The sequence below is a fragment of the Citrobacter sp. LUTT5 genome (assembly GCF_009905315.1).
Classification (GTDB): Bacteria; Pseudomonadota; Gammaproteobacteria; order Enterobacterales; family Enterobacteriaceae; genus Citrobacter; species Citrobacter freundii.
In genome coordinates, this window is the sequence record NZ_CP047606.1 from 974,316 (window position 1) to 999,561 (window position 25,246).

23 protein-coding genes are annotated in these 25,246 nt (G+C 51.1%); 14 read left to right on the forward strand and 9 right to left on the reverse strand.

Going from position 1 to position 25,246, the window contains the following annotated elements; all coding sequences use genetic code 11:
* Positions 1-67 precede the first annotated feature (67 nt).
* From GUC46_RS04615 to rlmM, 4 genes are all read left to right on the forward strand, one after another.
* On the forward strand, positions 68-295 hold the full coding sequence (locus GUC46_RS04615) for a YgdI/YgdR family lipoprotein (RefSeq protein WP_003840386.1): 228 nt from the start codon (positions 68-70) through the stop codon (positions 293-295).
* A gap of 363 nt (positions 296-658) precedes the next feature.
* Positions 659-1,576, forward strand: a complete 918-nt coding sequence (gene gcvA / locus GUC46_RS04620) for a glycine cleavage system transcriptional regulator GcvA (RefSeq protein ID WP_003034035.1) — start codon at positions 659-661, stop codon at positions 1,574-1,576.
* A gap of 18 nt (positions 1,577-1,594) precedes the next feature.
* Positions 1,595-1,990 (forward strand): DUF423 domain-containing protein, encoded by a 396-nt coding sequence (locus GUC46_RS04625; RefSeq protein ID WP_003034037.1) that lies wholly within the window; start codon positions 1,595-1,597, stop codon positions 1,988-1,990.
* Entirely contained in the window at positions 1,983-3,083 is a 1,101-nt protein-coding gene (gene rlmM / locus GUC46_RS04630) for a 23S rRNA (cytidine(2498)-2'-O)-methyltransferase RlmM (protein ID WP_003034040.1), read from the forward strand. Before GUC46_RS04625 ends, rlmM begins: the two co-directional genes overlap by 8 nt.
* Before the next feature lie 35 nt (positions 3,084-3,118).
* On the opposite strand, the gene fucR is transcribed toward rlmM, so the two are convergent.
* From fucR to fucI, 4 genes are all read right to left on the reverse strand, one after another.
* Complete coding sequence (gene fucR / locus GUC46_RS04635) at positions 3,119-3,847, reverse strand: L-fucose operon activator (RefSeq protein ID WP_046670351.1); 729 nt, start codon at positions 3,845-3,847, stop codon at positions 3,119-3,121.
* A 57-nt stretch (positions 3,848-3,904) separates the two neighbouring features.
* Positions 3,905-4,327, reverse strand: a complete 423-nt coding sequence (gene fucU / locus GUC46_RS04640; protein WP_003840383.1) for an L-fucose mutarotase — start codon at positions 4,325-4,327, stop codon at positions 3,905-3,907.
* Position 4,328: 1 nt separating this feature from the next.
* Positions 4,329-5,747 (reverse strand): L-fuculokinase, encoded by a 1,419-nt coding sequence (gene fucK, locus GUC46_RS04645; protein ID WP_160179856.1) that lies wholly within the window; start codon positions 5,745-5,747, stop codon positions 4,329-4,331.
* 122 nt (positions 5,748-5,869) lie between these two features.
* Positions 5,870-7,645: an L-fucose isomerase gene (gene fucI / locus GUC46_RS04650; RefSeq protein WP_003034050.1), complete on the reverse strand. Its 1,776-nt coding sequence runs from the start codon at positions 7,643-7,645 to the stop codon at positions 5,870-5,872.
* 464 nt (positions 7,646-8,109) lie between these two features.
* Here fucI and GUC46_RS04655 point away from each other — a divergent pair, with 464 nt between their 5' ends.
* The 7 genes from GUC46_RS04655 (at position 8,110) to fucO (ending at position 16,284) form a co-directional block, all read left to right on the forward strand.
* Positions 8,110-9,609, forward strand: coding sequence for a sugar ABC transporter ATP-binding protein (locus GUC46_RS04655; protein ID WP_130715411.1), 1,500 nt, complete (start codon positions 8,110-8,112; stop codon positions 9,607-9,609).
* Between the two features lie 3 nt (positions 9,610-9,612).
* On the forward strand, positions 9,613-10,596 hold the full coding sequence (locus GUC46_RS04660) for an ABC transporter permease (RefSeq protein ID WP_003034055.1): 984 nt from the start codon (positions 9,613-9,615) through the stop codon (positions 10,594-10,596).
* A gap of 73 nt (positions 10,597-10,669) precedes the next feature.
* Positions 10,670-11,620, forward strand: coding sequence for an ABC transporter substrate-binding protein (locus tag GUC46_RS04665; RefSeq protein WP_003034057.1), 951 nt, complete (start codon positions 10,670-10,672; stop codon positions 11,618-11,620).
* A gap of 53 nt (positions 11,621-11,673) precedes the next feature.
* Positions 11,674-13,254 (forward strand): FGGY-family carbohydrate kinase, encoded by a 1,581-nt coding sequence (locus tag GUC46_RS04670; protein WP_160179858.1) that lies wholly within the window; start codon positions 11,674-11,676, stop codon positions 13,252-13,254.
* Between the two features lie 66 nt (positions 13,255-13,320).
* Positions 13,321-14,319, forward strand: coding sequence for a LacI family DNA-binding transcriptional regulator (locus GUC46_RS04675; protein ID WP_003034060.1), 999 nt, complete (start codon positions 13,321-13,323; stop codon positions 14,317-14,319).
* A gap of 141 nt (positions 14,320-14,460) precedes the next feature.
* Positions 14,461-15,108, forward strand: a complete 648-nt coding sequence (gene fucA, locus GUC46_RS04680) for an L-fuculose-phosphate aldolase (protein ID WP_003034062.1) — start codon at positions 14,461-14,463, stop codon at positions 15,106-15,108.
* A 27-nt stretch (positions 15,109-15,135) separates the two neighbouring features.
* Positions 15,136-16,284: a lactaldehyde reductase gene (fucO, locus tag GUC46_RS04685; protein ID WP_086550431.1), complete on the forward strand. Its 1,149-nt coding sequence runs from the start codon at positions 15,136-15,138 to the stop codon at positions 16,282-16,284.
* Positions 16,285-16,360: 76 nt separating this feature from the next.
* Here the strand turns inward: fucO and xni are convergent, their stop codons facing one another.
* The 5 genes from xni to queF all read right to left on the reverse strand — a co-directional run bounded on the left by xni (position 16,361) and on the right by queF (position 22,875).
* Positions 16,361-17,116, reverse strand: coding sequence for a flap endonuclease Xni (gene xni, locus GUC46_RS04690; RefSeq protein WP_003840372.1), 756 nt, complete (start codon positions 17,114-17,116; stop codon positions 16,361-16,363).
* Positions 17,117-17,278: 162 nt separating this feature from the next.
* A complete protein-coding gene (locus GUC46_RS04695) occupies positions 17,279-18,646 on the reverse strand; it encodes an L-serine ammonia-lyase (protein WP_003840371.1) in 1,368 nt (455 codons plus the stop codon).
* A 53-nt stretch (positions 18,647-18,699) separates the two neighbouring features.
* The gene (locus GUC46_RS04700) at positions 18,700-19,989 is read right to left on the reverse strand and encodes an HAAAP family serine/threonine permease (protein ID WP_003034073.1); all 1,290 of its coding nucleotides are present in this window, start codon (positions 19,987-19,989) and stop codon (positions 18,700-18,702) included.
* Between the two features lie 560 nt (positions 19,990-20,549).
* Positions 20,550-21,914, reverse strand: a complete 1,365-nt coding sequence (gene ppnN / locus GUC46_RS04705) for a nucleotide 5'-monophosphate nucleosidase PpnN (RefSeq protein ID WP_130715414.1) — start codon at positions 21,912-21,914, stop codon at positions 20,550-20,552.
* A gap of 112 nt (positions 21,915-22,026) precedes the next feature.
* Positions 22,027-22,875 carry an NADPH-dependent 7-cyano-7-deazaguanine reductase QueF gene (gene queF, locus GUC46_RS04710; RefSeq protein ID WP_003034084.1) on the reverse strand — a complete coding sequence of 283 codons (849 nt, stop codon included), beginning with the start codon at positions 22,873-22,875 and terminating at the stop codon, positions 22,027-22,029.
* A gap of 68 nt (positions 22,876-22,943) precedes the next feature.
* On the opposite strand from queF, the gene syd reads away from it, so the two are divergent.
* The 3 genes from syd (at position 22,944) to truC (ending at position 25,232) form a co-directional block, all read left to right on the forward strand.
* Positions 22,944-23,489 (forward strand): SecY-interacting protein, encoded by a 546-nt coding sequence (gene syd, locus GUC46_RS04715; RefSeq protein WP_088903100.1) that lies wholly within the window; start codon positions 22,944-22,946, stop codon positions 23,487-23,489.
* A 631-nt stretch (positions 23,490-24,120) separates the two neighbouring features.
* On the forward strand, positions 24,121-24,450 hold the full coding sequence (locus GUC46_RS04720; RefSeq protein ID WP_003034091.1) for a YqcC family protein: 330 nt from the start codon (positions 24,121-24,123) through the stop codon (positions 24,448-24,450).
* A complete protein-coding gene (gene truC, locus GUC46_RS04725; protein WP_049015111.1) occupies positions 24,450-25,232 on the forward strand; it encodes a tRNA pseudouridine(65) synthase TruC in 783 nt (260 codons plus the stop codon). Before GUC46_RS04720 ends, truC begins: the two co-directional genes overlap by 1 nt.
* Positions 25,233-25,246: the final 14 nt, after the last annotated feature.

Genomic DNA, 25,246 nt, shown 5'->3' on the forward strand with positions numbered 1-25,246 from the left:
TAGGCGAGCAATTTTGCCTGTTACGGAGTGTGTTTTTAATAGCATAAATCGCTTTAAGGAGAAGAAGATGAAAAAGACTGCCGCAATTATCTCTGCCTGTATGCTGACTTTTGCCCTGAGCGCCTGTTCCGGTTCGAATTACGTGATGCATACCAACGATGGTCGATCAATCGTAGCTGACGGTAAGCCACAGACCGATAATGAAACGGGGATGATTTCGTATAAAGACGCTAACGGCAACAAACAGCAGATTAACCGCACTGACGTGAAAGAGATGGTAGAACTGGATAACTAATCGGTCATCCATCGACAAAGAGTCGGACAAAAAAAAGCACCGCAATTTGGCGGTGCTACATTAATCACTATGGACAGACAGGGTAAATGTACAGGAAGTGAAAAAGGGTAGCTTTGCTACCATGGTCTGAATCGCAGACCAATTGCAAACACAACAACACAACATCACAACCGTAAGCCAAAAGCCCACCAGAACACGCATTCCGATAAAACTTTTCGTTCCGGCTTCAGGAAGTGCCGCCACTATAGGTATTTGCTGGTAGAACCTCAACGGACAATTTATAATGGCTCAGATAAAAAAAACTAATAGGTTACAGCCTGTTAGCTAATTGTTAAATTCATTTAACATCAAAGCCTAAAAGTCATGTCAAAACGATTACCACCCTTAAATGCGTTGCGTGTTTTTGATGCTGCAGCGCGTCATTTGAGCTTTACTCGCGCAGCAGAAGAGCTTTTTGTGACGCAGGCCGCAGTAAGTCATCAAATCAAGTCTCTTGAGGATTTCCTGGGGCTGAAGCTGTTTCGTCGACGCAATCGATCTTTGCTGTTAACGGAAGAAGGCCAAAGCTACTTCCTCGACATCAAAGAGATTTTTTCGCAATTAACCGACGCGACGCGTAAACTTCAGGCACGTAGTGCAAAAGGTGCACTTACCGTCAGTTTATTGCCCAGTTTTGCGATCCAATGGCTGGTGCCCAGACTCTCTAGCTTTAACTCAGCTTATCCGGGAATCGATGTCAGGATCCAGGCGGTGGACCGTCAGGAAGACAAACTGGCGGACGATGTAGATGTGGCGATTTTCTACGGACGCGGCAACTGGCCGGGTCTGCGCGTTGAAAAATTGTACGCAGAATATTTATTGCCGGTCTGCTCGCCGCTATTACTCACCGGTGATAAACCGTTGAAGACGCCCGACGATCTGGCTAAACACACATTATTGCACGATGCGTCGCGCCGTGACTGGCAAGCCTATACGCGCCAGCTTGGCTTGAATCATATCAACGTACAGCAGGGACCTATCTTCAGCCATAGCGCCATGGTGCTACAGGCTGCTATCCATGGACAGGGGATTGCGCTGGCTAATAACGTCATGGCGCAGTCCGAAATAGAAGCCGGACGTCTGGTCTGTCCGTTTAACGATGTTCTGGTCAGCAAAAACGCATTTTATCTGGTTTGTCATGACAGTCAGGCAGAACTGGGTAAAATAGCCGCCTTCCGTCAGTGGATTTTGGCTAAAGCGGCCACGGAACAAGAAAAATTCCGCTTTCGTTATGAACAATAATTTACGTAGGGTATTCACATGACCAGCCGTTTTATGCTGATTTTTGCCGCCGTAAGTGGCTTTATCTTTGTGGCGTTGGGTGCCTTTGGGGCACATGTTCTGAGTAAAACCCTCGGTGTCGTTGAGATGGGGTGGATCCAGACTGGCCTTGAGTATCAAGCGTTCCATACGTTGGCTATCTTTGGCCTGGCCGTCGCCATGCAGCGACGCATTAGCATTTGGTTTTACTGGAGTAGCGTGTTTCTGGCATTAGGAACGGTGCTGTTTAGCGGCAGCCTGTATTGCCTTGCGCTCTCTCATTTACGGCTGTGGGCGTTTGTTACCCCCGTCGGCGGTTTCAGCTTCCTTGTGGGCTGGGCGCTGATGTTAGTGGGTGCTATTAGATTGAAACGTAAGGGCGTTAGCCATGAATAAGGTTGTGTTGTTGTGTCGCCCGGGTTTTGAAAAAGAGTGCGCCGCAGAAATTACGGATAAAGCAGGGCGCCGGGAAATCTTCGGTTTTGCCCGCGTGAAAGACAATGCGGGTTACGTCATCTTCGAATGCTATCAGCAGGATGATGCCGAAAAGCTAGTGAAAGAGCTGCCGTTTAGCTCACTGATTTTTGCCCGTCAAATGTTTGTGGTGGGCGAACTGCTGCAATATTTACCGCCGGAAGACCGCATTACGCCGATCGTTGGCATGCTGCAGGGCGTGGTGGAAAAGGGTGGCGATCTGCGTGTCGAAGTCGCCGACACCAATGAAAGCAAAGAGCTGGTTAAGTTCTGCCGTAAATTTACCGTACCGCTGCGCGCGGCGCTGCGTGAAGCGGGCGTACTGGCAAAATATGAAACGCCGAAACGTCCGGTGGTTCATGTTTTCTTTATCGCCCCTGGCTGTTGTTATACCGGTTATTCCTGGCCTGACAATAACTCACCGTTCTACATGGGTATTCCGCGACTGAAATTCCCGGCCGATGCGCCGAGCCGCTCAACGCTGAAGCTGGAAGAAGCGCTGCACGTGTTTATCCCTGCCGATGAATGGGATGAGCGTCTGGCGAACGGAATGTATGCGGTGGATTTAGGGGCCTGCCCGGGCGGATGGACCTATCAGCTGGTTAAACGCAACATGTGGGTTTACTCGGTGGATAACGGTCCAATGGCACAAAGCCTGATGGATACCGGACAGGTCACCTGGCTGCGTGAAGACGGATTTAAATACCGTCCGAATCGCAACAATATTTCGTGGATGGTCTGCGATATGGTGGAGAAGCCAGCGAAGGTTGCCGCGCTGATGGCACAATGGCTGGTCAACGGCTGGTGTCGTGAGACAATATTCAACCTCAAGCTGCCGATGAAAAAACGCTACGAAGAGGTATCACAGAACCTGGCTTACATTCAGGCCCAGCTTGATGAACATGGCGTAAATGCCCAAATTCAGGCGCGTCAGCTGTATCATGACCGTGAAGAAGTAACCGTTCACGTACGTCGTCTGTGGGCGGCCGTCGGCGGTCGTCGCGACGAGCGATAAGGCTACAATCCAGGTCGGATGGCGGCGAAATCGCCCTATTCGGCCTGGATTGATTCAATCAGCTGTGTATCTGAAACAATATGCGTCACATCATCCAGATGCCCAATTCTGGCCCCTCCCGAACGATTAAATTTACTTTTATCGATCAACAATAAAGATTGCGATGCGCGCTTAAGCAGAATGGATTTGAAGTCTGCGTTGGTTGCATTTGAGTCCCAGAGCGCGCCGTCGCTGTCGATCCCTTCGCAGGAAAAAATAAACAGGTCAATATCGAGGGATTTTAGCTGCGAGATAAGCGAGGGATTAACGTAGCAACCGTATTTGCGCTCAAGGCGACCGCCGGAGCTAATAAGCTGAATGTGTTCACGTTTAGTCAATTCCTGGCAGATGGGCTGGCTGTTGGTAAAAACGTGAATGTTGATGTCCGGTAGCTGTCGCGCCAGGTACCAGCATGTTGAGCTGGCGTCTAAAGCTATCACCATACCTTCTTCGATCCATGCCAGCGCTTCGCGGGCAATATTTGCTTTATGGGCATAGTGGCTTTTTAGTCGTATATGGAACGGGTCGCCACTGTCCTGATTTTCCCGATGAATAGCCTTGGCCCGCCCGTGATTGCGTAGCACCTTGCCCTGGGTTTGTAATTCACTGAGATCGCGGCGGATGGTCTCTTTGCTAACGTTTAGCTGCAAAGACAGGGCTTCAGTTGTCAGGCTTTTGTGGTGGGTAAGCAGATCTACGATTGCCTGCTGGCGCGCCGCTTTCATGTTCAGATCCTCATCTGATGATAAATGCCCGTACCAGACGGGCATTCTGACCAGAGATTACGGCGTTACCCCTTTTTTTAAAAGAATATTCCCGTACTTTGCCCGCTCTCCTGTGATAACGATCGCAAACGCCTTTTGCGCTCGTTCGTAAAAGGCATAACGGTCAATACGCGTGATGTCTGGACAGGGGGCCTGCAATGAAAGCGCCTGTCGATAGCGAGCCTCGACGTCAGGATCGAGAGCGTCGCCTTCTACAGCGGCCATCATCACCAGCGGTGGGGCGTAGCTGTCCAGTTCAAAAAGCGGAATAATCGCCTGCAGCAGGTCGCTGACCAGCAGGCCGTCGGCGCGAATCACCTGCGGTCCCATGCTATGAGCCGGAAAATGAGCATCGGAAAAGATAATCTCATCGCCGTGACCCATTTCAGCCAGCACCTTCAACAGGTCGGGGGAAATTAAGGGGGATATTGTTTTGAGCATGTTACTCGACTCCTGTCAGTTCGGATTCGGTTTGCGGATAGAAGTAACGGTACTGGTAGCGCACCTGTGCACGGGCCTGTTCCGGTGAGGGAAATTCCCTAATGCCTGACCAGGCAAACATCGCGGCGCCTGCGACGGTGGTTTCGGCGTCATCCAGCACTTTGACAGGGATCCCGAGAACATTAGCTTTAATCTGGTTCCACAATGCGTTACGGCTTCCCCCGCCAACCAATAACAATTCAGTGGCCTGGAAATGACCGATTTTTTCCAGCGTGTGTAAATTCTGCTGCAACTGTTCTGTCAGCCCTTCCAGTGCGGCGCGATAAAAATGCCCGCGGGTGGTATTGAGCGTAACCCCTTGCCAACCCGCATTCTGAGAGGTCAGCAGGTCGCAGTGCATCTTGACGCCTTCTGCGCCAGCAGGAATGGACCGGGCTTCGTCAATCAGCGTCTGCCAGGGCGATTCGGCAGTCCAAAACAGCTTACGCACCCATTCAAGCACGCCGGAAGCCAGCCACTGCATGCCGGGATTATACAGCCCGACCTGACTGTCTAATTCACAGGTGGAACCCGCATTATGGCTGAGCAGAGAGGTGTCCACCTGTGCGCTGCGTACCATCAGAATTTCCCATGTACCGGAAGAGAGCACCGGTTCGTCTGGCTGAGCTCCTGCGCCAAAGAGCGCAAACTGCGTGTCGTGCCCGGCAGATATCACAGGAATACCCACTGGTAGCCCGAGCTGGCTGGCGGCCTCGTTTTGCAGTACCCCAATCTGTTCGCCCGCTTCCACCAAGCGTGGAAACAGTCGGCGCGGTATGCCGGTCGCCTGCAAAATGTCATCACTGAAATCGCGCTGCTGGATGTTCAGCATCTGGCTGGTGCCCGCCATGGTGATATCTGTGGTGAACTCGCCGGTTAAACGGTGGTTGATAAGCGATGAGATAAACAGCCAGGCGTGCGCCTGTTCCAGTAATTGTGGATGGTTTTCTTTCAGCCACACCAGTTTATACAGCGTGTTAAAGCTAAACGCGCCGACGCCGGAGATTTCCTGCAACTGCTGCGGTGACATGTAGCGATGGATATTTTCCATTACTGCTGCGGTGCGTGGGCACTTCCAACTGATTACCGGATATAACTGCCTGCCGTGTTGATCGACCAGCGCACCGTCTACGCCGAAGGTGGTGACGGCGATCCCGCAGATACGGCAATTGGCCAGTTGCGTGGAGAGCCGCTGACAGCAGTCGGCGAAGCGTTGCAAAATGGCTTCCAGCGACCACTGATGCCAGATACCGTTCTCCGCGGCAATATCACTGGCGTTGGGCGTAGAGGCGCGGGCGATAATTTTTCCCTGACGGTCAACGGCTATGGCCCGCACGTTGGTCGCGCCACAGTCGAGGACCAGGATAACCTCTTGTTTCATAATTGCTCCTGGGAGATTACCTATTGCCGGATGGCGGCTTCGCCTTATCCAGCCTACAAAACCGTGCGCTTCGTAGGCCTGATAAGACGCGTAAGCGCCACCATCAGGCAATTGCTCGATGTTTAACGCTTATACAGCGGACCGTAGTTCTGGCAGGCGCGATAATCCTGGCCTTCCGTATCCATTCCGTGGGCTGCCCAGGCTGAAGGACGGTAAATTTTCTCGTCTTCCACGTTGTGCATGCAAACCGGGATACGCAGCATGGCGGCCAGAGTGATAAAGTCTGCGCCCACGTGACCAATCGTCAGCACTCCGTGGTTTGCACCCCAGTTAGCCATAACCGAATAGACATCGCTGAACGGGCCTTTACCGGTTAAGCGCGGGGCAAACCAGGTGGTCGGCCAGGTAGAGTTAGTGCGCGCATCGAGCTGGTCATGCATATCTTCCGGTAATTCCACGCTCCAGCCTTCGGCGATTTGCAGTACCGGCCCCAGGCCCTTGATGATGTTGATGCGAGTCATGGTGAACGGCACGCCGCCCTCGGTCAGGAAGCGAGAGGAGTAGCCGCCGCCGCGGAAGTATTCGTGAATAGCCGGACACCATTCGGTTGCCGCCAGGCAATCATCGACCTCTTTTTGCGAGATTTCCCAGTGCGGTTTCATGGTCGGTTTCCCTGCGTCGTCGCGCTGTTTGCAGGAGCCGTCCAGTGCTGCCGAGCCGGAGTTAATCAGGTGAATAATGCCGTGCTCAGCAAGGCCGGTCAGCGGTTTACCTGTGACGCGCTCTACCGCTTCTGGCGACCAGTAGGTGCGCACATCGGCAAAGACCTGCGCCGTGCCGGTGAGTTGATGGCCGAACAGCATCGCCACGCCGTTCAGGCTGTCGTTTTCGGTGGCGACAACGAACGGTTCGCGTATGCCATTCCAGTCAAAGGAGCTGTTGAGCAGCGCTTCGGCGGTATCACCATTCGGATATTGATCGGTCCAGTGACGCTGGCCCTGGAAGCCTGCGGCAATCGCGTTGTATCCCAGCGACTCTTCTACCCGACCTTTGTCGGCCAGCTTCTGGTTACCCTGCATCATGTCGCGAATGCACATGGCCATTAGCAGACTCTCTTTCAGCACCGCACGGCTCTGTTCTGCATTGCGCTTATATTGCTGCGCGTTCTGATCCTCACCGTAGCGGAAGTTTTTGTCCGCCCACGCCAGCGCCATTTCCAGCTCAGCTTCGTCATAGATTTTTTGGTCGATGCGACGACGCAGTTCGGTCATATCAACGGGTTGAACTTTCATTCCCAGCCAGGATTCAAAGAAGTTATGATCGACAATAGAGCCGGCAATACCCATTGAAACGCCGCCTACGGACAGGTAGGTTTTGCCTTTCATACCGGCGACGGCTAAGCCCGCGCGGGCAAAGCGCAGCAATTTTTCTTCCACATCGGCAGGGATCGTGGTGTCGCCGGCGTCCTGTACGTCATGGCCGTAAATAGAGAAGGCAGGAAGTCCTTTTTGATTATGCGCAGCCAGCGCGGCAGCCAGATAAACGGCCCCTGGACGTTCTGTACCGTTGAAACCCCAGATAGCTTTCGGACGCATTGGATCCATGTCGATGGTTTCGCTACCGTAGCACCAGCATGGGGTCACTGTGATGGTCACGCCCACATTCAGGCTGCTGAATTTTTCTTCGCAGGCGGCAGATTCCGCCATCCCGGCGATACAGGTATCGGCAATGACACATTCAATTTGCGCGCCGCAGGCGTGACGAAGTTTCTCAGCGATCAGCGCAGCGGTGGCTTTAGCCATATTCATGGTTTGCTCTTCGAGCGATTCACGAACACCCATACGGCGCCCATCAATCACCGGACGAATGCCAATCTTCGGTAAGCTATTTTTTTTCATTCGAGGTTCCTCATCTCACTTTATGCCGTGCTGCAAAAGCGGATGTTGAACACCACCGTCGCAGTTGGCTGAATAACTCATTTTTGCTAACTCGAGTTAGCTTAGGTATTAGAGAGTTTTTTGCACAACTTTTTTGTTGTGGAACTGTGAGAGGCTTCACGAGAAGTGGTTAAAATTCGATCTGCGTCAAATAAACCAGAACGCATATTTTTATATAAATTCTTTTAAATTAAGTATTTGCAATAAATTGTTTGTTCAGCGTCACAGATTTAAACCAAATGATTTGGCTAATTTGAGTAGCTAAAATAGCTTTAAAAGGCACTTCGCTAACTCGAGTTAGCATGATTGATAAAACGCATATGAACGTATAAGTAGCATTCGCATTAACGGTGACGATGGCTTCCTGGCAACGTTTTTTCGCCTGATTCACTGATTGCAGTTTCTGTATATTGAGGAAAGCAGCAATGTCTGAAACATTTTTACAGATGAGTCATATTACGAAACGTTTTCCCGGCGTATTAGCGTTGAGTAATGTGGATTTTGCTTTACGCAAAGGCGAGGTTCATGCGCTGCTGGGTGAGAATGGCGCAGGAAAGTCTACGTTAATGAAGATTTTATCCGGTGTTTATCAGCCTGATGAAGGAGATATTATTTTTGAAGGGCAATCTGTTTCTTTTGCGAACCCGTTGAGCGCACAAAGCGCAGGTATCACGATTATTCACCAGGAATTTAATCTTTTCCCTGAACTCACGGTAGAAGAAAATATTTTTATTGGCAGGGAGTTTTGCAAAAATAACCGCTGGCGTCTGGATGAAAAACAACAGCGACAGGCTGCTATCGATATTTTGCAAAAATTAAACCTGAATATCTCCCCAGAAACGCTGGTGGCCGATCTGACCGTCGCGCAACAACAAATGGTTGAGATTGCTAAAGCGATATCGGTGAATGCTAAGATCCTTATTATGGATGAACCGACGGCGGCACTGACGGAAACGGAAATCGACAGCTTATTTCAGGTGACCGGTTTGCTGAAAGAACAGGGAACGGGCATTGTTTATATCTCGCACAGACTGGAAGAACTGGCGCTGATAGCCGATCGCGCTACGGTGATGCGTGATGGTCAGTTTATTGCCACTGTAGATTATGATGCGGTTAAAATTAGCGACCTGATTGCCATGATGGTTGGGCGGGACCTCGGCAATATCTATCCTCGCCGTGGACCTTTGGCTCAACGTAAGCCGGTGTTGGAAGTCAGCGGTCTGACTCGCAATGGTGTACTGAACAACATTGATTTCACCCTGTATCAGGGCGAAATATTGGGCTTTGCCGGTCTGATGGGCGCAGGGCGTACCGAGCTGGCGCGGGCGATTTTTGGCGCGGATCCCATTGATGGCGGTACCCTCAAGCTAAACGGAAAAGTGACGGTAATTAAAGATATTCCTGATGCTATCCAACAGGGTATCAGCTATTTAACCGAGGACAGAAAAAAAGAGGGGCTGGCATTAGGACTGTCCGTTGAGCGTAATATTATGTTGGGCAATTATCCTGAATATTCTGACCGCTATGGCAATGTGGACAGCAAACGTTGTCAGAAAACCAGCGAGGAACAGGTTAAAGCCCTACGGATTAAAACACCACATTTAGAGCAGGCTGCACTGAATTTAAGTGGCGGTAATCAGCAGAAAATTATTATTGCCAGATGGGTATGTAAAGATACCGATATTCTCATCTTTGACGAACCCACTCGCGGTATTGATGTGGGGGCCAAACTTGAAATTTATGAATTAATGAATCGACTGGTGGCAAAAGGGAAGTCAATTATCATGATTTCCTCTGAATTACCGGAAGTGCTGGGTATGTGCGATCGCATTTTGGTTATGCGTAATGGACGTATTACCGGGGAGTTAGCTTCTGATGACGCCACACAAGAAAAAATCATGCAATACGCGACGTTAGAGGACTAATTTATGACTATCTCTGTAACCTCTTCAGACAGCAATAATAAGAAAATAAAAATTAACAAAGAACTTTTAATGCGCCTTGCGCCGCTTTTGAGTCTGATTATTTTAGTAATATTTTTTAGTTTTGGTTCGCCATTTTTCTTTAACACTGAAAACATCATGACAATTGCCTTGCAAACGTCAGTGATTGGCATCATGGCAATTGGCGTTACCTTTGTCATTATCACTTCAGGAATCGATCTTTCTCTTGGCTCGGTAGTGGCCTTTTCTGGTGTTGCGGTAGGCATCAGCGCCACGCTGGGATTGCCTCTGCCCGTATGTATTCTGGCGGGGGTGCTGGCCGGGGGATTATGCGGCTATATCAACGGCCTGCTGGTTACCAAAATGACTATCCCGCCTTTTATCGCCACGCTGGGCCTGATGATGTCAGTCAGAGGCATCAATATGGTGATGACCGATGGTCGTGCGATTTATTTCGCTGATTACCCCACCTTCAAAATGCTGGCCCAGGGACGTTTGTTCGATGTGCTGCCTTATCCCGTTTTTTACCTGGTGGTGGTGGCGTTAATTGCCGCCTACATCCTGAAGAAAACGGTGATTGGTCGCTATGTTTACGCCGTGGGTAGCAATGAGGTAGCCGCACATCTTTCCGGTATTAAAGTTCAGCGCGTCAAAATTTTCGTCTACGCCTTTTGTGGTCTGCTGACTGGGATTGCCGGGGTGATTCTGGCTTCTCGTTTGAATTCAGGACAACCAACGGTCGGCGTGGGGTATGAGCTGGAAGCCATCGCGGCGGTTGTTATTGGCGGTACGAGCCTGATGGGCGGAATTGGCACCATCGGCGGCACGATCATCGGCGCATTCATTATGAGCGTGCTGAAGAATGGTCTGAACCTGATGGGCGTTTCCCAGTTCTGGCAAATGGTTGCCATGGGCGTGGTGGTCATTGCCGCGGTTTATCTCGATACATTACGCAAAAAAATTCGTTGATTTACGCTCCCGGAAGTCACGGGGCATCATAACCCTGACGTTTAGGGTGACTCACTCAGAACGGAGTAAAACAATGAGAACCAGGAATTTTGTCTATGCGTTATCCCTGTTGGCCTGTATGACATCCAGCGTATTGGCTAAAGATATGAACCTTCCGGTGGTCAGTAAAGGTTTCCAGCATGAATTCTGGCAAACCGTGAAAATGGGGACGGAAGCGGCAGCAAAAGAGTTGGGCGATAAAACCAGCTATGTTGGCCCGGCGGATGAAACTCAAATTGCTGAGCAGATTCAGTTGGTTGAAAACGCGATGGCGCAAAAACCCAATGGATTATTACTGGCAGCGTTAGATGCCAACGCGCTTGCGCCATTAGTAGAGACCGCAAATTCACGCGGCATTAAAGTTGTGACGTTTGACTCCGGCGTGAATTCCGATATTCCGGTGAGCTTTGTCGCCACGAATAACCGTAAAGCCGGTGCAGAAGCCGCAGATGCGCTGGCAGCGGAAGTGGGCAGCAAAGGAAAAGTGGGCATTATTGCGCACGTAGCGGGGACCTCCTCAGCGATTGAGCGTTCGGAAGGGTTTATTGCCCGTATGAAGGAGAAATATCCGGATATTCAGGTGCTACCGGTCCAGTACAGTGATGGCGATCCGCAAAAGGCGATGGATAAAACCATCGATATGATCCAGGCCAATCCTGATATTGCAGGGATTTATGGCACGAATGAAGGTTCAACGCTGGGCGTAGCAAACGCTATTGATAGTCAGAACCTGAAAGGCAAAGTGAAAGTGATTGGTTTTGATAGCACAGAGGCAATTATTGCCTTCCTGAAGTCCGGAGTGATTCAGGGATTTGTGGTGCAGGACGCTTATCAGATTGGCTACCAGGGTATCAAGACGCTGAATGCAGCGGTATCGGGTCAGTCTGTACCGAAAGAGATTGATATTCCGGTGAAATTTGTCAGTGCGAAGAACATTGATACCCCGGAAATTGACAAATTGTTACACCCATTTGGTAAAAAATAAGACCGTTGGGGCGAGGTGCTCGCCCCATCATTAGCCAGCGTCAGGGAGTTACTATGGGCAGTGGATATTTCCTCGGTGTGGATGTCGGTTCCGCCAGCGTCAGGGCTGGTGTCTTTGATGCCAGTGGCACACGGCTGGCTTTTGCGACACGCCCCATCTCGCAGTTTCGACCCGGTCCTGAGCGGGTTGAGCAGTCATCTGCAGAAATCTGGCAGCAGGTTTGCCAGGCAGTGAAGGAGGCGGTGTCGTCATCCGGGGTTTGTATTGAGGATATTCGCTCATTGGGATTTGATGCCACCTGTTCATTGGTGGTACTGGATGAACAGGGGCGGGGCCTGGCGGTTTCACCTGGTGAATCGCCAGACCATAACATCATCATGTGGATGGATCATCGTGCGTCGCAGGAGACGCAGCGTATTAACGCCACGCAGGATCCGTCTCTACGCTACGTTGGCGGTGAAGTCAGCGTCGAAATGGAGCTTCCCAAAGTGCTATGGCTGAAAAAACATTTTCCAGCCACCTGGGAGAGCGCACATCGCTTCTACGATCTGGCGGACTTTCTGGTCTCTAAAGCTACCGCTAATGATGTTGCAGGACTGTGCACGCTGACCTGTAAATGGAACTATCTGGCACATGAACAACGCTTTAGCCACTCCCTGCTAGACGCCGTTGAATTAACGGATTTGTTGGGCAAAATCCCGTCGCGTATTCTTCCGCCAGGCGCTGGCGTTGGAACGCTTAGCAGCGATTCGGCCCAGGCGCTGGGGCTGACGACTGCAGTGGTCGTCGCCAGCGGTATGATTGATGCCCATGCTGGCGGAGTTGCGCTTGCCGGGGTTGAGCCTGAGGGGACGTTGGCGCTGATTAGCGGAACGTCAAATTGCCATATGCTGTGCAGCGAGCAGGAAATTCATACGCCAGGTGTTTGGGGGCCTTATTGGTCAGCCATGCTGCCAGGCTACTGGCTGACGGAAGGGGGGCAGAGTGCTGCTGGGGCGTTAGTCGACTGGACGCTTCAGGAATCAGGAGCCAGTGCTGAGCTGTTTCACAAAGCTGAGGCCCGGGGCTGCCATCCCATTGTTTTAGTTAATGAATGGGTTGCCGCACTTGAGGAGCAGGAGTCTGAGCCTGGTCGTTATCTGCATGTGCTTGCCGATCACCACGGTAATCGTTCGCCGCGCGCACGGCCCGATGCTCGAGGCAGCATCTGTGGTTTGACGCTGGAACGAGGTGAGATGCAGGTAGCTCGTCTGTACCTCGCGACATTACAGGCGATCGCCTGCGGTACGCGGCATATTATGGAAGTGATGCGTGAAAACGGTCACACCATTTCCCGACTGACGCTGTGCGGCGGCGCAACGCATAACCCACTGTGGATGAGAGAATATGCCGATGCTACCGGATGCGATATTCATCTTATGCAGGAAGAGGATGCGGTGACGTTAGGTGCGGCTATCACTGGCGCGGTAGCATGCGGCGCGTGGGCAACTATACCGTCCGCATGCCGGGCGATGGTTCGATCGGGCGAGGTGATTAAGGCGAACCCGGCGCGGCGGAACTTCTATGATCGCAAATACCAGGCTTATCTGATGCTGTGGGATCAGCAGCAGGCGATTAACCAACTTATGCAGTAAGACAAAAGTTTAAAATACTTTTATGATTGTAGATTGACGTTTTTGGATGTGGACTGGGGCATATAGATGGCTAAAACAGTAGAACAGATAGCCAGCGATCTGAATTTATCGGTTACGACCGTACGACTGGTGCTGAACGGGAAAGCAGAGCAATATCGAATCAGTGTCAAAACCCAAACGCGTATTAATGAATATGTCGAGCGCTATGGTTACGTCATTAACCATTCAGCACGTAGCCTGAAATTAAATAAAACGGATACTTTGGGATTGATTGTACCCAATATTTCCAACGTCTTTTTTGCCACACTCGCAGAAAAACTTGAGCAACGCTGTCGTCGTTCAGGTTATCAGTTAACGATTAGCTGTACCTATGACGATGTTGATTACGAAAATAAACTGACCAAAGCGTTAATCGCCCGTAATGTCGATGGCCTTTTTATTGTTCCCTCAACGTTAGAGAATCAGCAACACCATTTACGTCAGGTCAGAAAACCGATGGTGTTACTTGACCGTGATTTTAAGTATACCGATAACGCACTGGTAGAAAGTCATAACATCTTGGGCGGCGAGAAATTGACGCAGAGTCTGTTTGACGCTGGAAAGTCGCCAATCTGGTTTTTAGTGGGGGATACCGGATTACCCAGCATTGGTGATCGTTTGCAAGGTTATCTTAATGCATTGAACAATAATGGTATTTCACATAGAGATTGGGTGCGCGAAGGTCCGGACAACACACCTGAAGGTGGTTATCGACTGATGGATGAGTTGATCGGCGAACAGGGCTGTCCGCAGGCGTTTATCGCCTCATCATTACCGGTACTGGAGGGGGCCATTAACGCTATTCGTAATCGTTTGGGCACAATTCCACCGGAAATTAATATTGGGACATTCGATGAACACCCAATGCTGGGATTCCTCGCCAATAATGTCTGGTCAATGCAACAGGATGAAAATGTCTGGGCGGAAAAAGCATTCGATATGATGATGAGTGCTATTGATGATCACCCAATTAAAGAAACTGTAAAAGTTGAGATGAAACTTATTAAGCGCGTAAGACAACCTTAATATGTCGCTATAAATAAATCGGCCAACTGAATCTGAATAAATACGTTCAGTGGCTGCCTGTACCTAAAACCTGACCCGTCTTATTCTGCGGCTGCATTTTTCGCAATAAAGACGAGGGGAAACTGTACCCGGAGAATCATTATGGAAAGAATGCGTTTGTCGCGAGAAATCATTGAAACCTGTCTGGAAATGACCAGCCTTGGATTGAATCAGGGGACGGCGGGAAATGTGAGTGCGCGTTATGAAAACGGGATGCTGATCACGCCCAGCGGTATTCCTTACGAAAGACTTACTGAAAACATGATCGTGTATGTAGATAACGACGGGAAATATGATAAAGGACAATTACCCTCCAGTGAATGGCGTTTTCACCTGGCGGCATACCAGACGCGTCCGGATGCCAATGCGGTTGTCCATAACCATGCCGTACACTGCACGGCCGTTTCAATTCTTAATCGCCCTATCCCGGCAATTCACTACATGATTGCAGCGGCGGGGGGGAACTCTATTCCGTGTGCGCCTTATGCGACGTTTGGTACACGAGAGCTGTCAGAGCATGTGAGCGTCGCCCTGAAAAACCGTAAGGCAACGCTTTTACAGCACCATGGGTTGATTGCTTGCGAAGCGAATTTGGAAAAAGCACTGTGGTTGGCGCATGAAGTGGAAGTTCTGGCCCGTCTGTACCTGAGCACGCTGGCGATTGTTGACCCGGTGCCGGTGCTGGATGACGAGGAGATCGCTATTGTGCTGGAGAAATTCAAATCTTACGGATTACGCATTGAAGAGTAATTTCGCATAGCGAAAAGGAGAAATACAATGGCGAACAGAATGATTCTGAATGAAACGGCATGGTTTGGCCGGGGGGCTGTTGGCGCATTAACCGATGAAGTTATTCGTCGCGGTTATCGCAAAGCGTTGATTGTGACTGATAAAAATCTGGTGCAGTGCGGCGTTGTTGAGAAAGTGACATCCCGAATGGATGCTGCAGGTCTGGCATGGGAAATCTATTCAGGCGTTATTCCTAATCCAACCATTGCGGTAGTGCAGGAAGGATTGAGTGTCTTTCAGCAAAGCGGCGCAGACTATCTGATAGCAATCGGCGGAGGCTCCCCGCAGGATACCTGTAAAGCGATTGGCATAATCAATAATAACCCGGAGTTTGCGGATGTACGCAGCCTTGAAGGGTTATCGCCGACACGCTTTCCGAGCGTGCCGGTTATGGCTATCCCAACCACCGCGGGAACAGCGGCGGAAGTGACCATTAACTACGTGATCACTGACGAAGAGAATCGGCGTAAGTTTGTTTGTGTCGATCCACATGACATCCCGCAGGTGGCGTTCATCGATGCTGATATGATGGACGGCATGCCTGCTGCATTAAAAGCGGCTACTGGGGTAGATGCACTGACTCATGCCATTGAAGGTTACATCACCCGGGCAGCGTGGGCGCTTACCGATGCGCTGCACATTAAAGCCATCGAAATTATTGCCGGGTCATTGCGCGGTTCGGTTGCGGGTGACAGCCAGGCGGGTGAAGCGATGGCGCTGGGCCAGTACGTTGCCGGGATGGGCTTCTCCAACGTTGGTCTGGGATTAGTGCATGGCATGGCACACCCGTTAGGCGCGTTCTACAACACGCCGCACGGCGTCGCGAATGCTATTTTGCTGCCGCACGTGATGCACTATAACGCCGAATTCACTGGGGAAAAATTCCGTGATATTGCCCGCGTAATGGGGGTTAAGGTTGAAGGACTGACGTTGGCGCAAGCACGTAAAGCGGCAGTGGATGCTGTCTTCGCCCTTAACCGCGATGTAGGGATCCCCCTGCACTTACGCGATGTTGGCGTCCGTAAAGAGGATATTCCTGCGCTGGCGCAGGCCGCATTTGACGATGTTTGTACCGGGGGAAATCCGCGTGAAGCGAGCCTTGGGGATATCGTCGAGCTGTACCATACTGCCTGGTAATCACCTGGCGTTTATCTGGCCTACAGGGTTATACGTTAAGTAGGCCGGATAAGCGCAGCGCCATCCGAAAATAAGACTACCGTGCTAGCCGTAGCTGCTGTAGGTTTCCGTCGATATGTAAGTCCGTTTGCAGCCGCGCGATATCGCGGCACAAAAACGCCATCTCCCGATGTTCTTCGAGTTTCTTGCGCCATTTCTCCGGTACGTCATCCAGATGTTCATACAGTGCTTCCAGCGTTGGAAACTGCGTCAACAATTGTGTGGCGCTTTTAGGACCAATACCGGCAACCCCAGGTATCTTAGAACTGCTGATCCCTGCCAGTCCCCAGTAATCAGGCAACTGTTGCGGCAGTACGCCGAACTCTTTCTCGATAAACGGCGCATCCAGCCAGCGTTTCTGGAAATAATCGCGAATACGCAGCGTTGGGGAGAGTAGCTGACAATAGCCTTTATCGGTTGAGACGATGGTTGCCTGATGTCCGGCCTGGCTAACTTTAACCGCCAGAGTTGCGGCTAAATCATCGGCTTCATTCCCGCTGGATTCCCAGCAGCAGACACCGCGCTGTTCAAAAGCGGCGCGTAAGGCGGGCATTTCCTTGTGTAAATCGTCAGGCATTGGCGGGCGACCGGCTTTGTAGTCAGGTAAGCGTTGGTGACGCCAGCCGCTGTTGCGCGCTTCGTCATCAAATACCGCCACGGCGTGTGTGGGCTGACTGTGCACAATCAACTGATCGAGCGCGTGCTGGCACGTCTCCACGCAGGGTGAGCCCTGTACGGCGTGAATTCGGCGGATAAGATTCAGTGCATCGACAATGAGCAGATGGACGGCCACGGTGTTCTCCCTAACAAATCAGTCTGTAGGGTAACATTCACGGCGAGTGGAGGCGAAGATCTGATACAACATTTTGTCGGATGGCGCAAGCTTATCCGGCCTACAAATGAATACGGCACTGTAGGCCGGATAAGCTTGCGCCATCCGGCAATGGGGTGGGACTTAATCGCAGGTGACAATTTTCATTGCCAAACCGCCGCGAGATGTTTCGCGGTATTTGGCATTCATGTCTTTACCGGTTTCGTACATGGTCTCGATAACTTTATCGAGGCACACGCGTGGCTCACTGGTACGGCGCAGCGCCATACGTGCGGCGTTCACCGCTTTCACGGATGCGATCGCGTTACGCTCAATGCACGGTACCTGTACCTGGCCGGCAACCGGATCGCAGGTCAGACCCAGGTTATGTTCCATACCGATTTCTGCCGCGATGCACACCTGCATTGGACTACCACCCAGCAGTTCAGCCAGACCAGCCGCTGCCATGGAGCAGGCCACGCCAACTTCACCCTGACAGCCGACTTCGGCACCAGAGATAGAGGCGTTCATCTTATACAGTGAACCAATGGCGCTCGCGACCAGCATGTAGCGTGCCAGCGAGTTAGCGTTCACTTCACGGATAAACTTGTCGTAATACGCCAGTACGGCAGGAACAATCCCGCATGCACCGTTGGTTGGCGCGGTAACTACACGTCCACCTGCTGCGTTTTCTTCGTTCACGGCCAGCGCGAACATGTTGATCCAGTCAACAACCGCCATCGGGTCAGTGGTGGTTTTGTCGCTGCTGACCAGCATGCGACGCAGCGCAGCAGCACGACGCGGAACGCGCAGTTTGCCCGGCAATACACCTTCGGTGGTGATGCCGCGCTCAATCCCGCTACGCATCACTTCCCAGACGTTAGCAAAGTGCTGTTCCAGCTCTTCTTTGCTGTGCAGCGCCAGTTCGTTTTGCATCATCAGACCGGAAAGTGACAGGCCGGTTTCCTGGCAATGACGTTGCAAATCAGCTGCGGATTTATACGGATACGGCACGTTTACCGGAGAGTTATTCGGTAAACCAAAATGTTCTTCATCAACGATGAAACCACCGCCAATGGAATAGTAAGTCTGGCTGTAAATGGCTTTTTCGCCTGCCAGTGCGGTAATACGCATTCCGTTTTCGTGCAGGGACAGATTGTCCGCATGGAAATTCATGCACTTGTCGACCGGGAACTCGACCTCATGTTGACCGCCTGCCAGCAGCAAACGCCCATGAGTATTCACATCCTGGATAAATGAAGGGATGGCATCAATGTCTACGGTATCCGGCAGATTACCCGCCAGGCCCATAATAATCGCGATGTCGGTATGGTGACCTTTTCCCGTCAGAGATAAAGAGCCATAGACATCAACCACTACGCGGGTTACGTCAGTGAGAATTCCGCGTGCAATCAGGTCATCCGTGAATTGTTTGCCTGCTTTCATCGGGCCAACAGTGTGGGAGCTGGAAGGGCCAATGCCGATTTTGAAAATATCGAATACGCTAATCATGAGGCGTCCATTGTGTATCGAGATGCGCCGCCCCGAAGAGCGGCGCAGGGGAATTAACTGAACAGAGAGTAGAAAATAGCGGAGATAGCGATCAGGCCCATAATCACAACGAAGACGTTGCTGATATGGCCGCTGTACTTACGCATTGCCGGAACTTTCTGGATGGCATACATCGGCATCAGGAACAGAATCATCGCGATGATTGGGCCACCCAGGGTCTCAATCATACCGAGGATGCTCGGGTTCAGCGTCGCCACAATCCAGGTGGTTACCAGCATGAACAGTGCAGTGATTTTGTTCAGTTTGTTGATTTCGATGGATTTGCCTTTGCCGCGCAGAGACTTAATCACCATCCCGTTGAAGCCTTCACGTGCGCCCAGGTAGTGGCCGAGGAAGGATTTGGTGATAGCGATAATCGCGATGATCGGTGCCATCCAGGCAATAATCGGCGCGTTAAAGTGGTTCGCCAGGTAAGACAGAATCGAGATGTTCTGCTCTTTTGCTGCTGCCAGGTCCGCCGGAGTCAGGCTGAATACACAGCTGAAGACGAAGAACATAACGGTCAGTACCATCATGATGTGAGCGAATGCCAGAATCTTGGAGCATTTCTTCTCAGCTTCATCACCGTACTCTTCACGCTTCGCCACGGCGAAGGAGGAGATGATCGGGGAGTGGTTGAAGGAGAACACCATTACCGGAATCGCCAGCCACAGGGTCAACAGCAGGCCGTTGCCGGTGGTTGCCGCAGAGTCAAAAGACATGGTTTCCAGAATCGCACCGCTCCACTGAGGGATCAGATACAGCGCCAGCAGCATCAGAGCCGCAACGAACGGGAATACCAGGATGCTCATCGCCTTAACGATCATCTGCTCACCGAAGCGCACGATGGTCATCATGCCGACAATCAGGATCAGAGACAGGATTGCACGCGGCGGAGGAGTAATCGCCAGCTGATGGGTCAGGAAGCTTTCAACGGTATTGGTGATTGCTACGCTGTAAACCAACAGAATCGGGTAGATAGCGAAGAAGTAGAGCAGGGTAATCAGTTTACCTGCGCCAACGCCGAAGTGTTCTTCTACAACTTCGGTGATGTCTTCACCCGGATTTTTACCGGACAGCACAAAGCGAGTCAGACCGCGGTGTGCAAAGAAGGTCATTGGGAAGGCAAGGATCGCCATGATGATCAGCGGGATCATACCGCCTACGCCTGCGTTGATCGGCAGGAACAATACACCCGCGCCAATCGCCGTGCCGTAAAGGCCCAGCATCCACATGGTGTCTGTCTTGCGCCATGCGCTGCGGGTCTGGCCCGTAACGATAGTGCTGGTTTGAGTGTTTTCCATCTATTTCTCCTGGAGGAAGCTTAAAAAGCCGGGTTTGAGGTCAATCCAATGAGAAAGTACCCGGCTGTAAATCGAAATTCGTTGAGCGATTTTTATATAATTTTTCGCCGTAATAATTTTCGGGCGGAAAGATACATTTTAGTAATGAATGTATCAGTGATCGGGATCCCAAATGCAATAATCCACCTTTTATGTGGATAAATTTGGGCCATTAATCTGTTAAAAAATAGTCAAAGCGAATTTACGGGCGCGAAGGCTAACATTAACGACATATCTCATGAAAGCGAAGGCGCGAAGATAGGCGTGTTCAGCTGTAAAAACTGTTGTTTTTAGATGATTTCGGCGACTAATAATAATTTACTAAGATAAATCACGGTTGGTTTTTCAAGGTAATCGTTTGCGTGACACGCTGTTTTTAATGAATCATCACTAGTATTTATGTGATTGTCAGAGCTATGTGACTGGTATCACTAAAAAAAGCCGGGAGGCAAATGCGCCAAACCCGGCTTTGGTATGGACAAAACTGTCACCGCTATAGTGCTGCTAGCGGGTGTAGAAGGTTAGGCGCAGATCTCGTAACAAGGGATATACGCAGTGCCCGGTAACTTCATACGATGTTGTGCAACAAAGCCCTGCAGGAGATCGTCCATGCGGCGCATCATTTCGCGGTCACCGTGGATTTTGTACGGGCCAAACTCTTCAATAGCGCGGATGCCGACTTCCTTCACGTTACCAGCCACAATACCGGAGAATGCGCGACGTAGATCGGCCGCCAGTACTTCAACGGGTTGATCCGGGTACAGCTTCAGGTTGGCCATGTTTTCATGGGACGGTTCGAACGGCATCTGCAGATCGGGCGCGATACGAATCGACCAGTTAAAGCTGTAAGCATCACCTGTGTCGCGACGGTTTTCTTTCACCAGCGGCATCGCTTTTTTCATCAGACGCGCCACTTCCGCTGCATCGTCAATGATAATGCGATAGTGGCGACGCGCATCTTCCCCCAGCGTGTGCACGATAAATTCGTCCAGCACGCGGAAGTAATCCGCACTCTCTTTTGGTCCGGTCAGGATCAGTGGTAGAACCTGATCTTTGTTGGCCGGATTCATCAGGATCCCCAGCAGATACAGCAGCTCTTCTGCTGTCCCTACGCCACCCGGGAAGATGATAATACCGTGGGAGATACGCACGAACGCTTCCAGACGTTTTTCAATGTCCGGCATGATGATCAGTTCGTTTACCAGCGGGTTAGGCGGTTCAGCGGCGATGATTGACGGTTCGGTCATGCCAATAAAGCGGCTGTCTTTGTATCGCTGCTGGGCGTGGCCTACCGCAGCGCCTTTCATTGGCGCTTCCATCGCCCCTGGACCGCAGCCGGTACAGATGTTCAGTTCGCGCAGGCCCAACTGAGTGCCGACGCGACGAGCGTACAGGTACTCATTTTCGTTGATTGAGTGACCGCCCCAGCAGACGACCATGTTCGGCGCTTCACCAACGTGCAGCGCCCGGGCATTACGCAGGATCGAGAATACCAGGTTGGTAATATGCACCGAGCTTTCGAGATCCAGATGCTGAAAACGACCGGCGTTATGGATCTGGCCGTTGACGAACAGAATGTCGCGCAGCACGGCAAACAGGTTAGCCTGTAGCGCACGAATAATGCGTCCATCAACAAACGCATCTTCAGGTGGGTTGATCAGTTCCAGCTTCACGCCCCGTTCGCGGCGCAGTACGTTAATATCGAAACTTTCAAAGCGTGACAGCAGTTCTTTACTGTTGTCGGTCAAACTGCCGGAGTTCAGAACGGCAAGCGAACAGTTACGAAACAGTTGATACAGGTCGCTGCTGGCCGTGCGTTTAAGCATATCGACTTCCAGCTGCGACAACATGTCCATTGAGCCAAGCGGGCTAATATGTGTAATCAAGTAAACTCCTTATGGGACGCAACACGTCATTCCCTGTGATTACAATAGCCTTGGCTTATGACCTTTCACAACCTTGTGCGCGGAATCCGACACGCAAAATTGAGAAAAAAGATTACTGACGCACCAGACGACCGGTTGCCGGAGTGAAATCGGTGTTGGTGCGCCATGGGTTAATGTCCAGGCCACCACGTCGCGTGTAGCGTGCGTAAACGCTCAGTTTCTCCGGCTGGCAGAAGCGCAGAATGTCATTGAAAATGCGTTCCACACACTGCTCGTGAAATTCATTATGGTGGCGGAAGGAGACCAGATAACGCAGCAGTTTCTCCCTGTCGATTTTCCGTCCGCGATACTGAATTTGTATGGAGCCCCAGTCGGGCTGATGGGTAATCAGACAGTTGGATTTCAGTAGATGGCTGACCAGTGTCTCTTCCACTGCCTTTTCACCGCTCACGGCATTTTCCAGATACGCAGTGCTGAACTGGTAGTTATCGATGACGATATCCTGATTGTCGATACAGGTGCCGTTAAAGTGGGCTATCGGCTGCCCTTCCAGTTCGTCAAGGCGGTACAGCGCCACGCTGACATCGCCCTGAGCGCAGGCGCGAAGATCGTTTTCCAGTGTCTGACGTACCGCATCCCAGGAATCAAAACGCGTCTGATTAAAACTGTTCAGGTAAAGCTTAAAGCTTTTCGATTCAATCAGATTTACGCTGGTGTAATCCAGTTCCACGTGACCGACTGCGACCTGGGGTAAGCCGTTGGTATTCAGCCACGACAGTTCATACAGCGTCCAGATATCTGCACCGTGAAAAGGCAGGGTATCGGCCTTTAAATCCAGCGGATCGCGGTTTAGGCTGCGCGGAACGCCCTGCAACAGACTTGCATCGTAATTGTCTCGGTAATCCGTTGATTTACCTAGAGTCAGGCCGTCAAGCGCCTGATGATTTTCATAAGAGGACATGTTTCACCGTCATAAACCAGATACACTATGCGACAAGTGTATCCTGGCTTTTGTGAAGAGAGAAATCAGTGGACGAATTGACAGCGCAGGCGTTGGTAGCCTTTACGACGCGTTATTGCGACGCATGGCATGAAAAAAACAACAGTTGGCCACTCAGTGAAGAGCTGTATGGCGTACCTTCTCCGTGCATCATTTCTTCCACAGACGATGCGGTATTTTGGCAGCCTCAACCTTTTGTCGGCGAAAAAAACCTCAATGCGGTTGAACGGGCATTTGATATTGTGATACAACCTGCCGCTCACGCTTTTTACACCACCCAGTTTGCCGGGGATATGCACGCGCAGTTTGCGGATGAAAAGCTGACGCTGCTGCAGACCTGGAGTGAAGATGACTTCAGGCGCGTTCAGGAAAACCTGATTGGTCACTTGGTTACGCAAAAGCGACTTAAGCTTTCGCCTACGCTTTTTATTGCCACACAAGATAATGAGCTTGACGTCATTTCGGTGTGCAATCTGTCCGGTGAAGTGTGCAAAGAAACGCTGGGAACCCGTAAACGAACGGTGCTGGCGGCCTCACTTGCGGAATTCCTCACTCAACTTAAGCCAGTTCTGTAATCCTGTTTGCCCTGAATCTTGTGAGAGATCTCTTACATCCCCTGTAGGACATTGCCAGGTGATAAGTAAAGACTTAATGAATTGATAAAATAATAATTTATTATTATTCAATTGGTTAGTCTTTTATTGTCAACTTTCATACGAAAATAATCGTAAGGGTAAGCCTGTAAGCATCTTGTAAGACAAAGCGAAACAGGCGATTCTATATCTGTCGACAAGGAGTCGCACAACGAAGAGAACATCAGGATGATGGCTCTTCACCTGGACACACCAGGACGGTGTTGCAAGGACAGGCTTCAGGACGAAGCAAAGAGGAAGACGCTGGATGCGTTAAAGGACACCTCCAGGACGGAGAATGAGAGCCGGTCAGGATGTTCGGCGGGTCAGGATGGCCAGGATACTTCAGGATGAAGTTTTCACATCGGGGTGATGTGAGCAGGATGCAAAAGTTCAGGATGAACAAGGTCGCAAGACCACAGGAAAAGTTGTCACGGATGAGCAGGGAGCACTAAAAGTAGCTGGAATGCTGCGAAACGAACCGGGAGCACTGTTTTTACAGTGCTCCCTTTTTTTATTTCCCTCCACTAGTGCTATTCTTCGCGCCAGATTTTTCATCATTGAGGTTTATTTCATGACGACTCATGACCGTGTGCGCCAGCAGTTACACGCACTTGAAGCGCTACTGCGTGAACATAATCACTGGCGGATGGATGAGCCAGCAGAGCATCTGTTTACCAGTACGCAGCCTTTTTGTATGGATACCATGGAGCCGGTTGAGTGGCTGCAGTGGGTGTTGATTCCCCGCATGCATACGCTACTCGATAACGCGCAGCCGCTTCCGCAGGCTTTTGCCGTTGCACCGTATTACGAAATGGCGCTAGCAGCCGATCATCCGCAACGCGACATTCTCCTGGCGGCATTGCAGGAGCTGGATGCGCTGTTTACCAGTGATAACGCCTGATGCTGGAAATTCTTTATCAGGACGAATGGCTGGTTGCAGTCAATAAACCTTCGGGCTGGTTGGTTCACCGCAGTTGGCTCGACCGGGATGAGAAAGTGGTGGTGATGCAAACGGTGCGCGACCAAATTGGTCAGCACGTATTTACCGCCCATCGACTCGACAGGCCAACCTCCGGTGTGCTGCTGATGGGACTGTCCAGCGAAGCCGGGCGTTTGTTGTCTCAGCAGTTTGAACATCATCAAATTCAGAAACGCTATCATGCGATTGTGCGTGGCTGGCTGATGGATGATGCCGTGCTGGATTACCCGTTGGTCGAAGAGCTGGATAAGATTGCCGATAAGTTTGCCCGCGATGATAAAGGCCCGCAGCCTGCCGTCACCCATTATCGCGGCCTGGCAACGGTAGAAATGCCGGTAGCGACCGGGCGTTATCCGACCACCCGTTATGGACTGGTGGAGCTGGATCCTAAAACCGGTCGGAAACACCAGCTCAGGCGCCATCTGGCCCACTTACGCCATCCGATAATTGGCGACAGCAAGCACGGTGATTTACGGCAAAATCGCAGCGCCGCAGAGCATTTCGGTTGTCAGCGATTAATGCTGCATGCCAGCCAGCTTGAGCTGACGCATCCATTCACCGGTGAGCTGCTGGTTATTCGCGCCGGGCTGGATGACGTCTGGATGCAGGCATTGTCACAATTTGGCTGGCGTGGACTTCTCCCTGAGAATGAAAGGGTTGAGTTCAGCGGGATGTCAGGTCAGGATGAGCAGATAGATTCTTAAGTCCCAGGAGATTA

Excerpts from the sequence above, each read along its gene's own strand:
- GUC46_RS04615 (WP_003840386.1), top strand. The coding sequence starts at position 68 with ATGAAAAAGACTGCCGCAATTATCTCTGCCTGTATGCTGACTTTTGCC.
- gcvA (WP_003034035.1), top strand. The coding sequence starts at position 659 with ATGTCAAAACGATTACCACCCTTAAATGCGTTGCGTGTTTTTGATGCT.
- GUC46_RS04625 (WP_003034037.1), top strand. The coding sequence starts at position 1,595 with ATGACCAGCCGTTTTATGCTGATTTTTGCCGCCGTAAGTGGCTTTATC.
- rlmM (WP_003034040.1), top strand. The coding sequence starts at position 1,983 with ATGAATAAGGTTGTGTTGTTGTGTCGCCCGGGTTTTGAAAAAGAGTGC.
- fucR (WP_046670351.1), bottom strand. The coding sequence starts at position 3,847 with ATGAAAGCGGCGCGCCAGCAGGCAATCGTAGATCTGCTTACCCACCAC.
- fucU (WP_003840383.1), bottom strand. The coding sequence starts at position 4,327 with ATGCTCAAAACAATATCCCCCTTAATTTCCCCCGACCTGTTGAAGGTG.
- fucK (WP_160179856.1), bottom strand. The coding sequence starts at position 5,747 with ATGAAACAAGAGGTTATCCTGGTCCTCGACTGTGGCGCGACCAACGTG.
- fucI (WP_003034050.1), bottom strand. The coding sequence starts at position 7,645 with ATGAAAAAAAATAGCTTACCGAAGATTGGCATTCGTCCGGTGATTGAT.
- GUC46_RS04655 (WP_130715411.1), top strand. The coding sequence starts at position 8,110 with ATGTCTGAAACATTTTTACAGATGAGTCATATTACGAAACGTTTTCCC.
- GUC46_RS04660 (WP_003034055.1), top strand. The coding sequence starts at position 9,613 with ATGACTATCTCTGTAACCTCTTCAGACAGCAATAATAAGAAAATAAAA.
- GUC46_RS04665 (WP_003034057.1), top strand. The coding sequence starts at position 10,670 with ATGAGAACCAGGAATTTTGTCTATGCGTTATCCCTGTTGGCCTGTATG.
- GUC46_RS04670 (WP_160179858.1), top strand. The coding sequence starts at position 11,674 with ATGGGCAGTGGATATTTCCTCGGTGTGGATGTCGGTTCCGCCAGCGTC.
- GUC46_RS04675 (WP_003034060.1), top strand. The coding sequence starts at position 13,321 with ATGGCTAAAACAGTAGAACAGATAGCCAGCGATCTGAATTTATCGGTT.
- fucA (WP_003034062.1), top strand. The coding sequence starts at position 14,461 with ATGGAAAGAATGCGTTTGTCGCGAGAAATCATTGAAACCTGTCTGGAA.
- fucO (WP_086550431.1), top strand. The coding sequence starts at position 15,136 with ATGGCGAACAGAATGATTCTGAATGAAACGGCATGGTTTGGCCGGGGG.
- GUC46_RS04695 (WP_003840371.1), bottom strand. The coding sequence starts at position 18,646 with ATGATTAGCGTATTCGATATTTTCAAAATCGGCATTGGCCCTTCCAGC.
- GUC46_RS04700 (WP_003034073.1), bottom strand. The coding sequence starts at position 19,989 with ATGGAAAACACTCAAACCAGCACTATCGTTACGGGCCAGACCCGCAGC.
- queF (WP_003034084.1), bottom strand. The coding sequence starts at position 22,875 with ATGTCCTCTTATGAAAATCATCAGGCGCTTGACGGCCTGACTCTAGGT.
- GUC46_RS04720 (WP_003034091.1), top strand. The coding sequence starts at position 24,121 with ATGACGACTCATGACCGTGTGCGCCAGCAGTTACACGCACTTGAAGCG.
- truC (WP_049015111.1), top strand. The coding sequence starts at position 24,450 with ATGCTGGAAATTCTTTATCAGGACGAATGGCTGGTTGCAGTCAATAAA.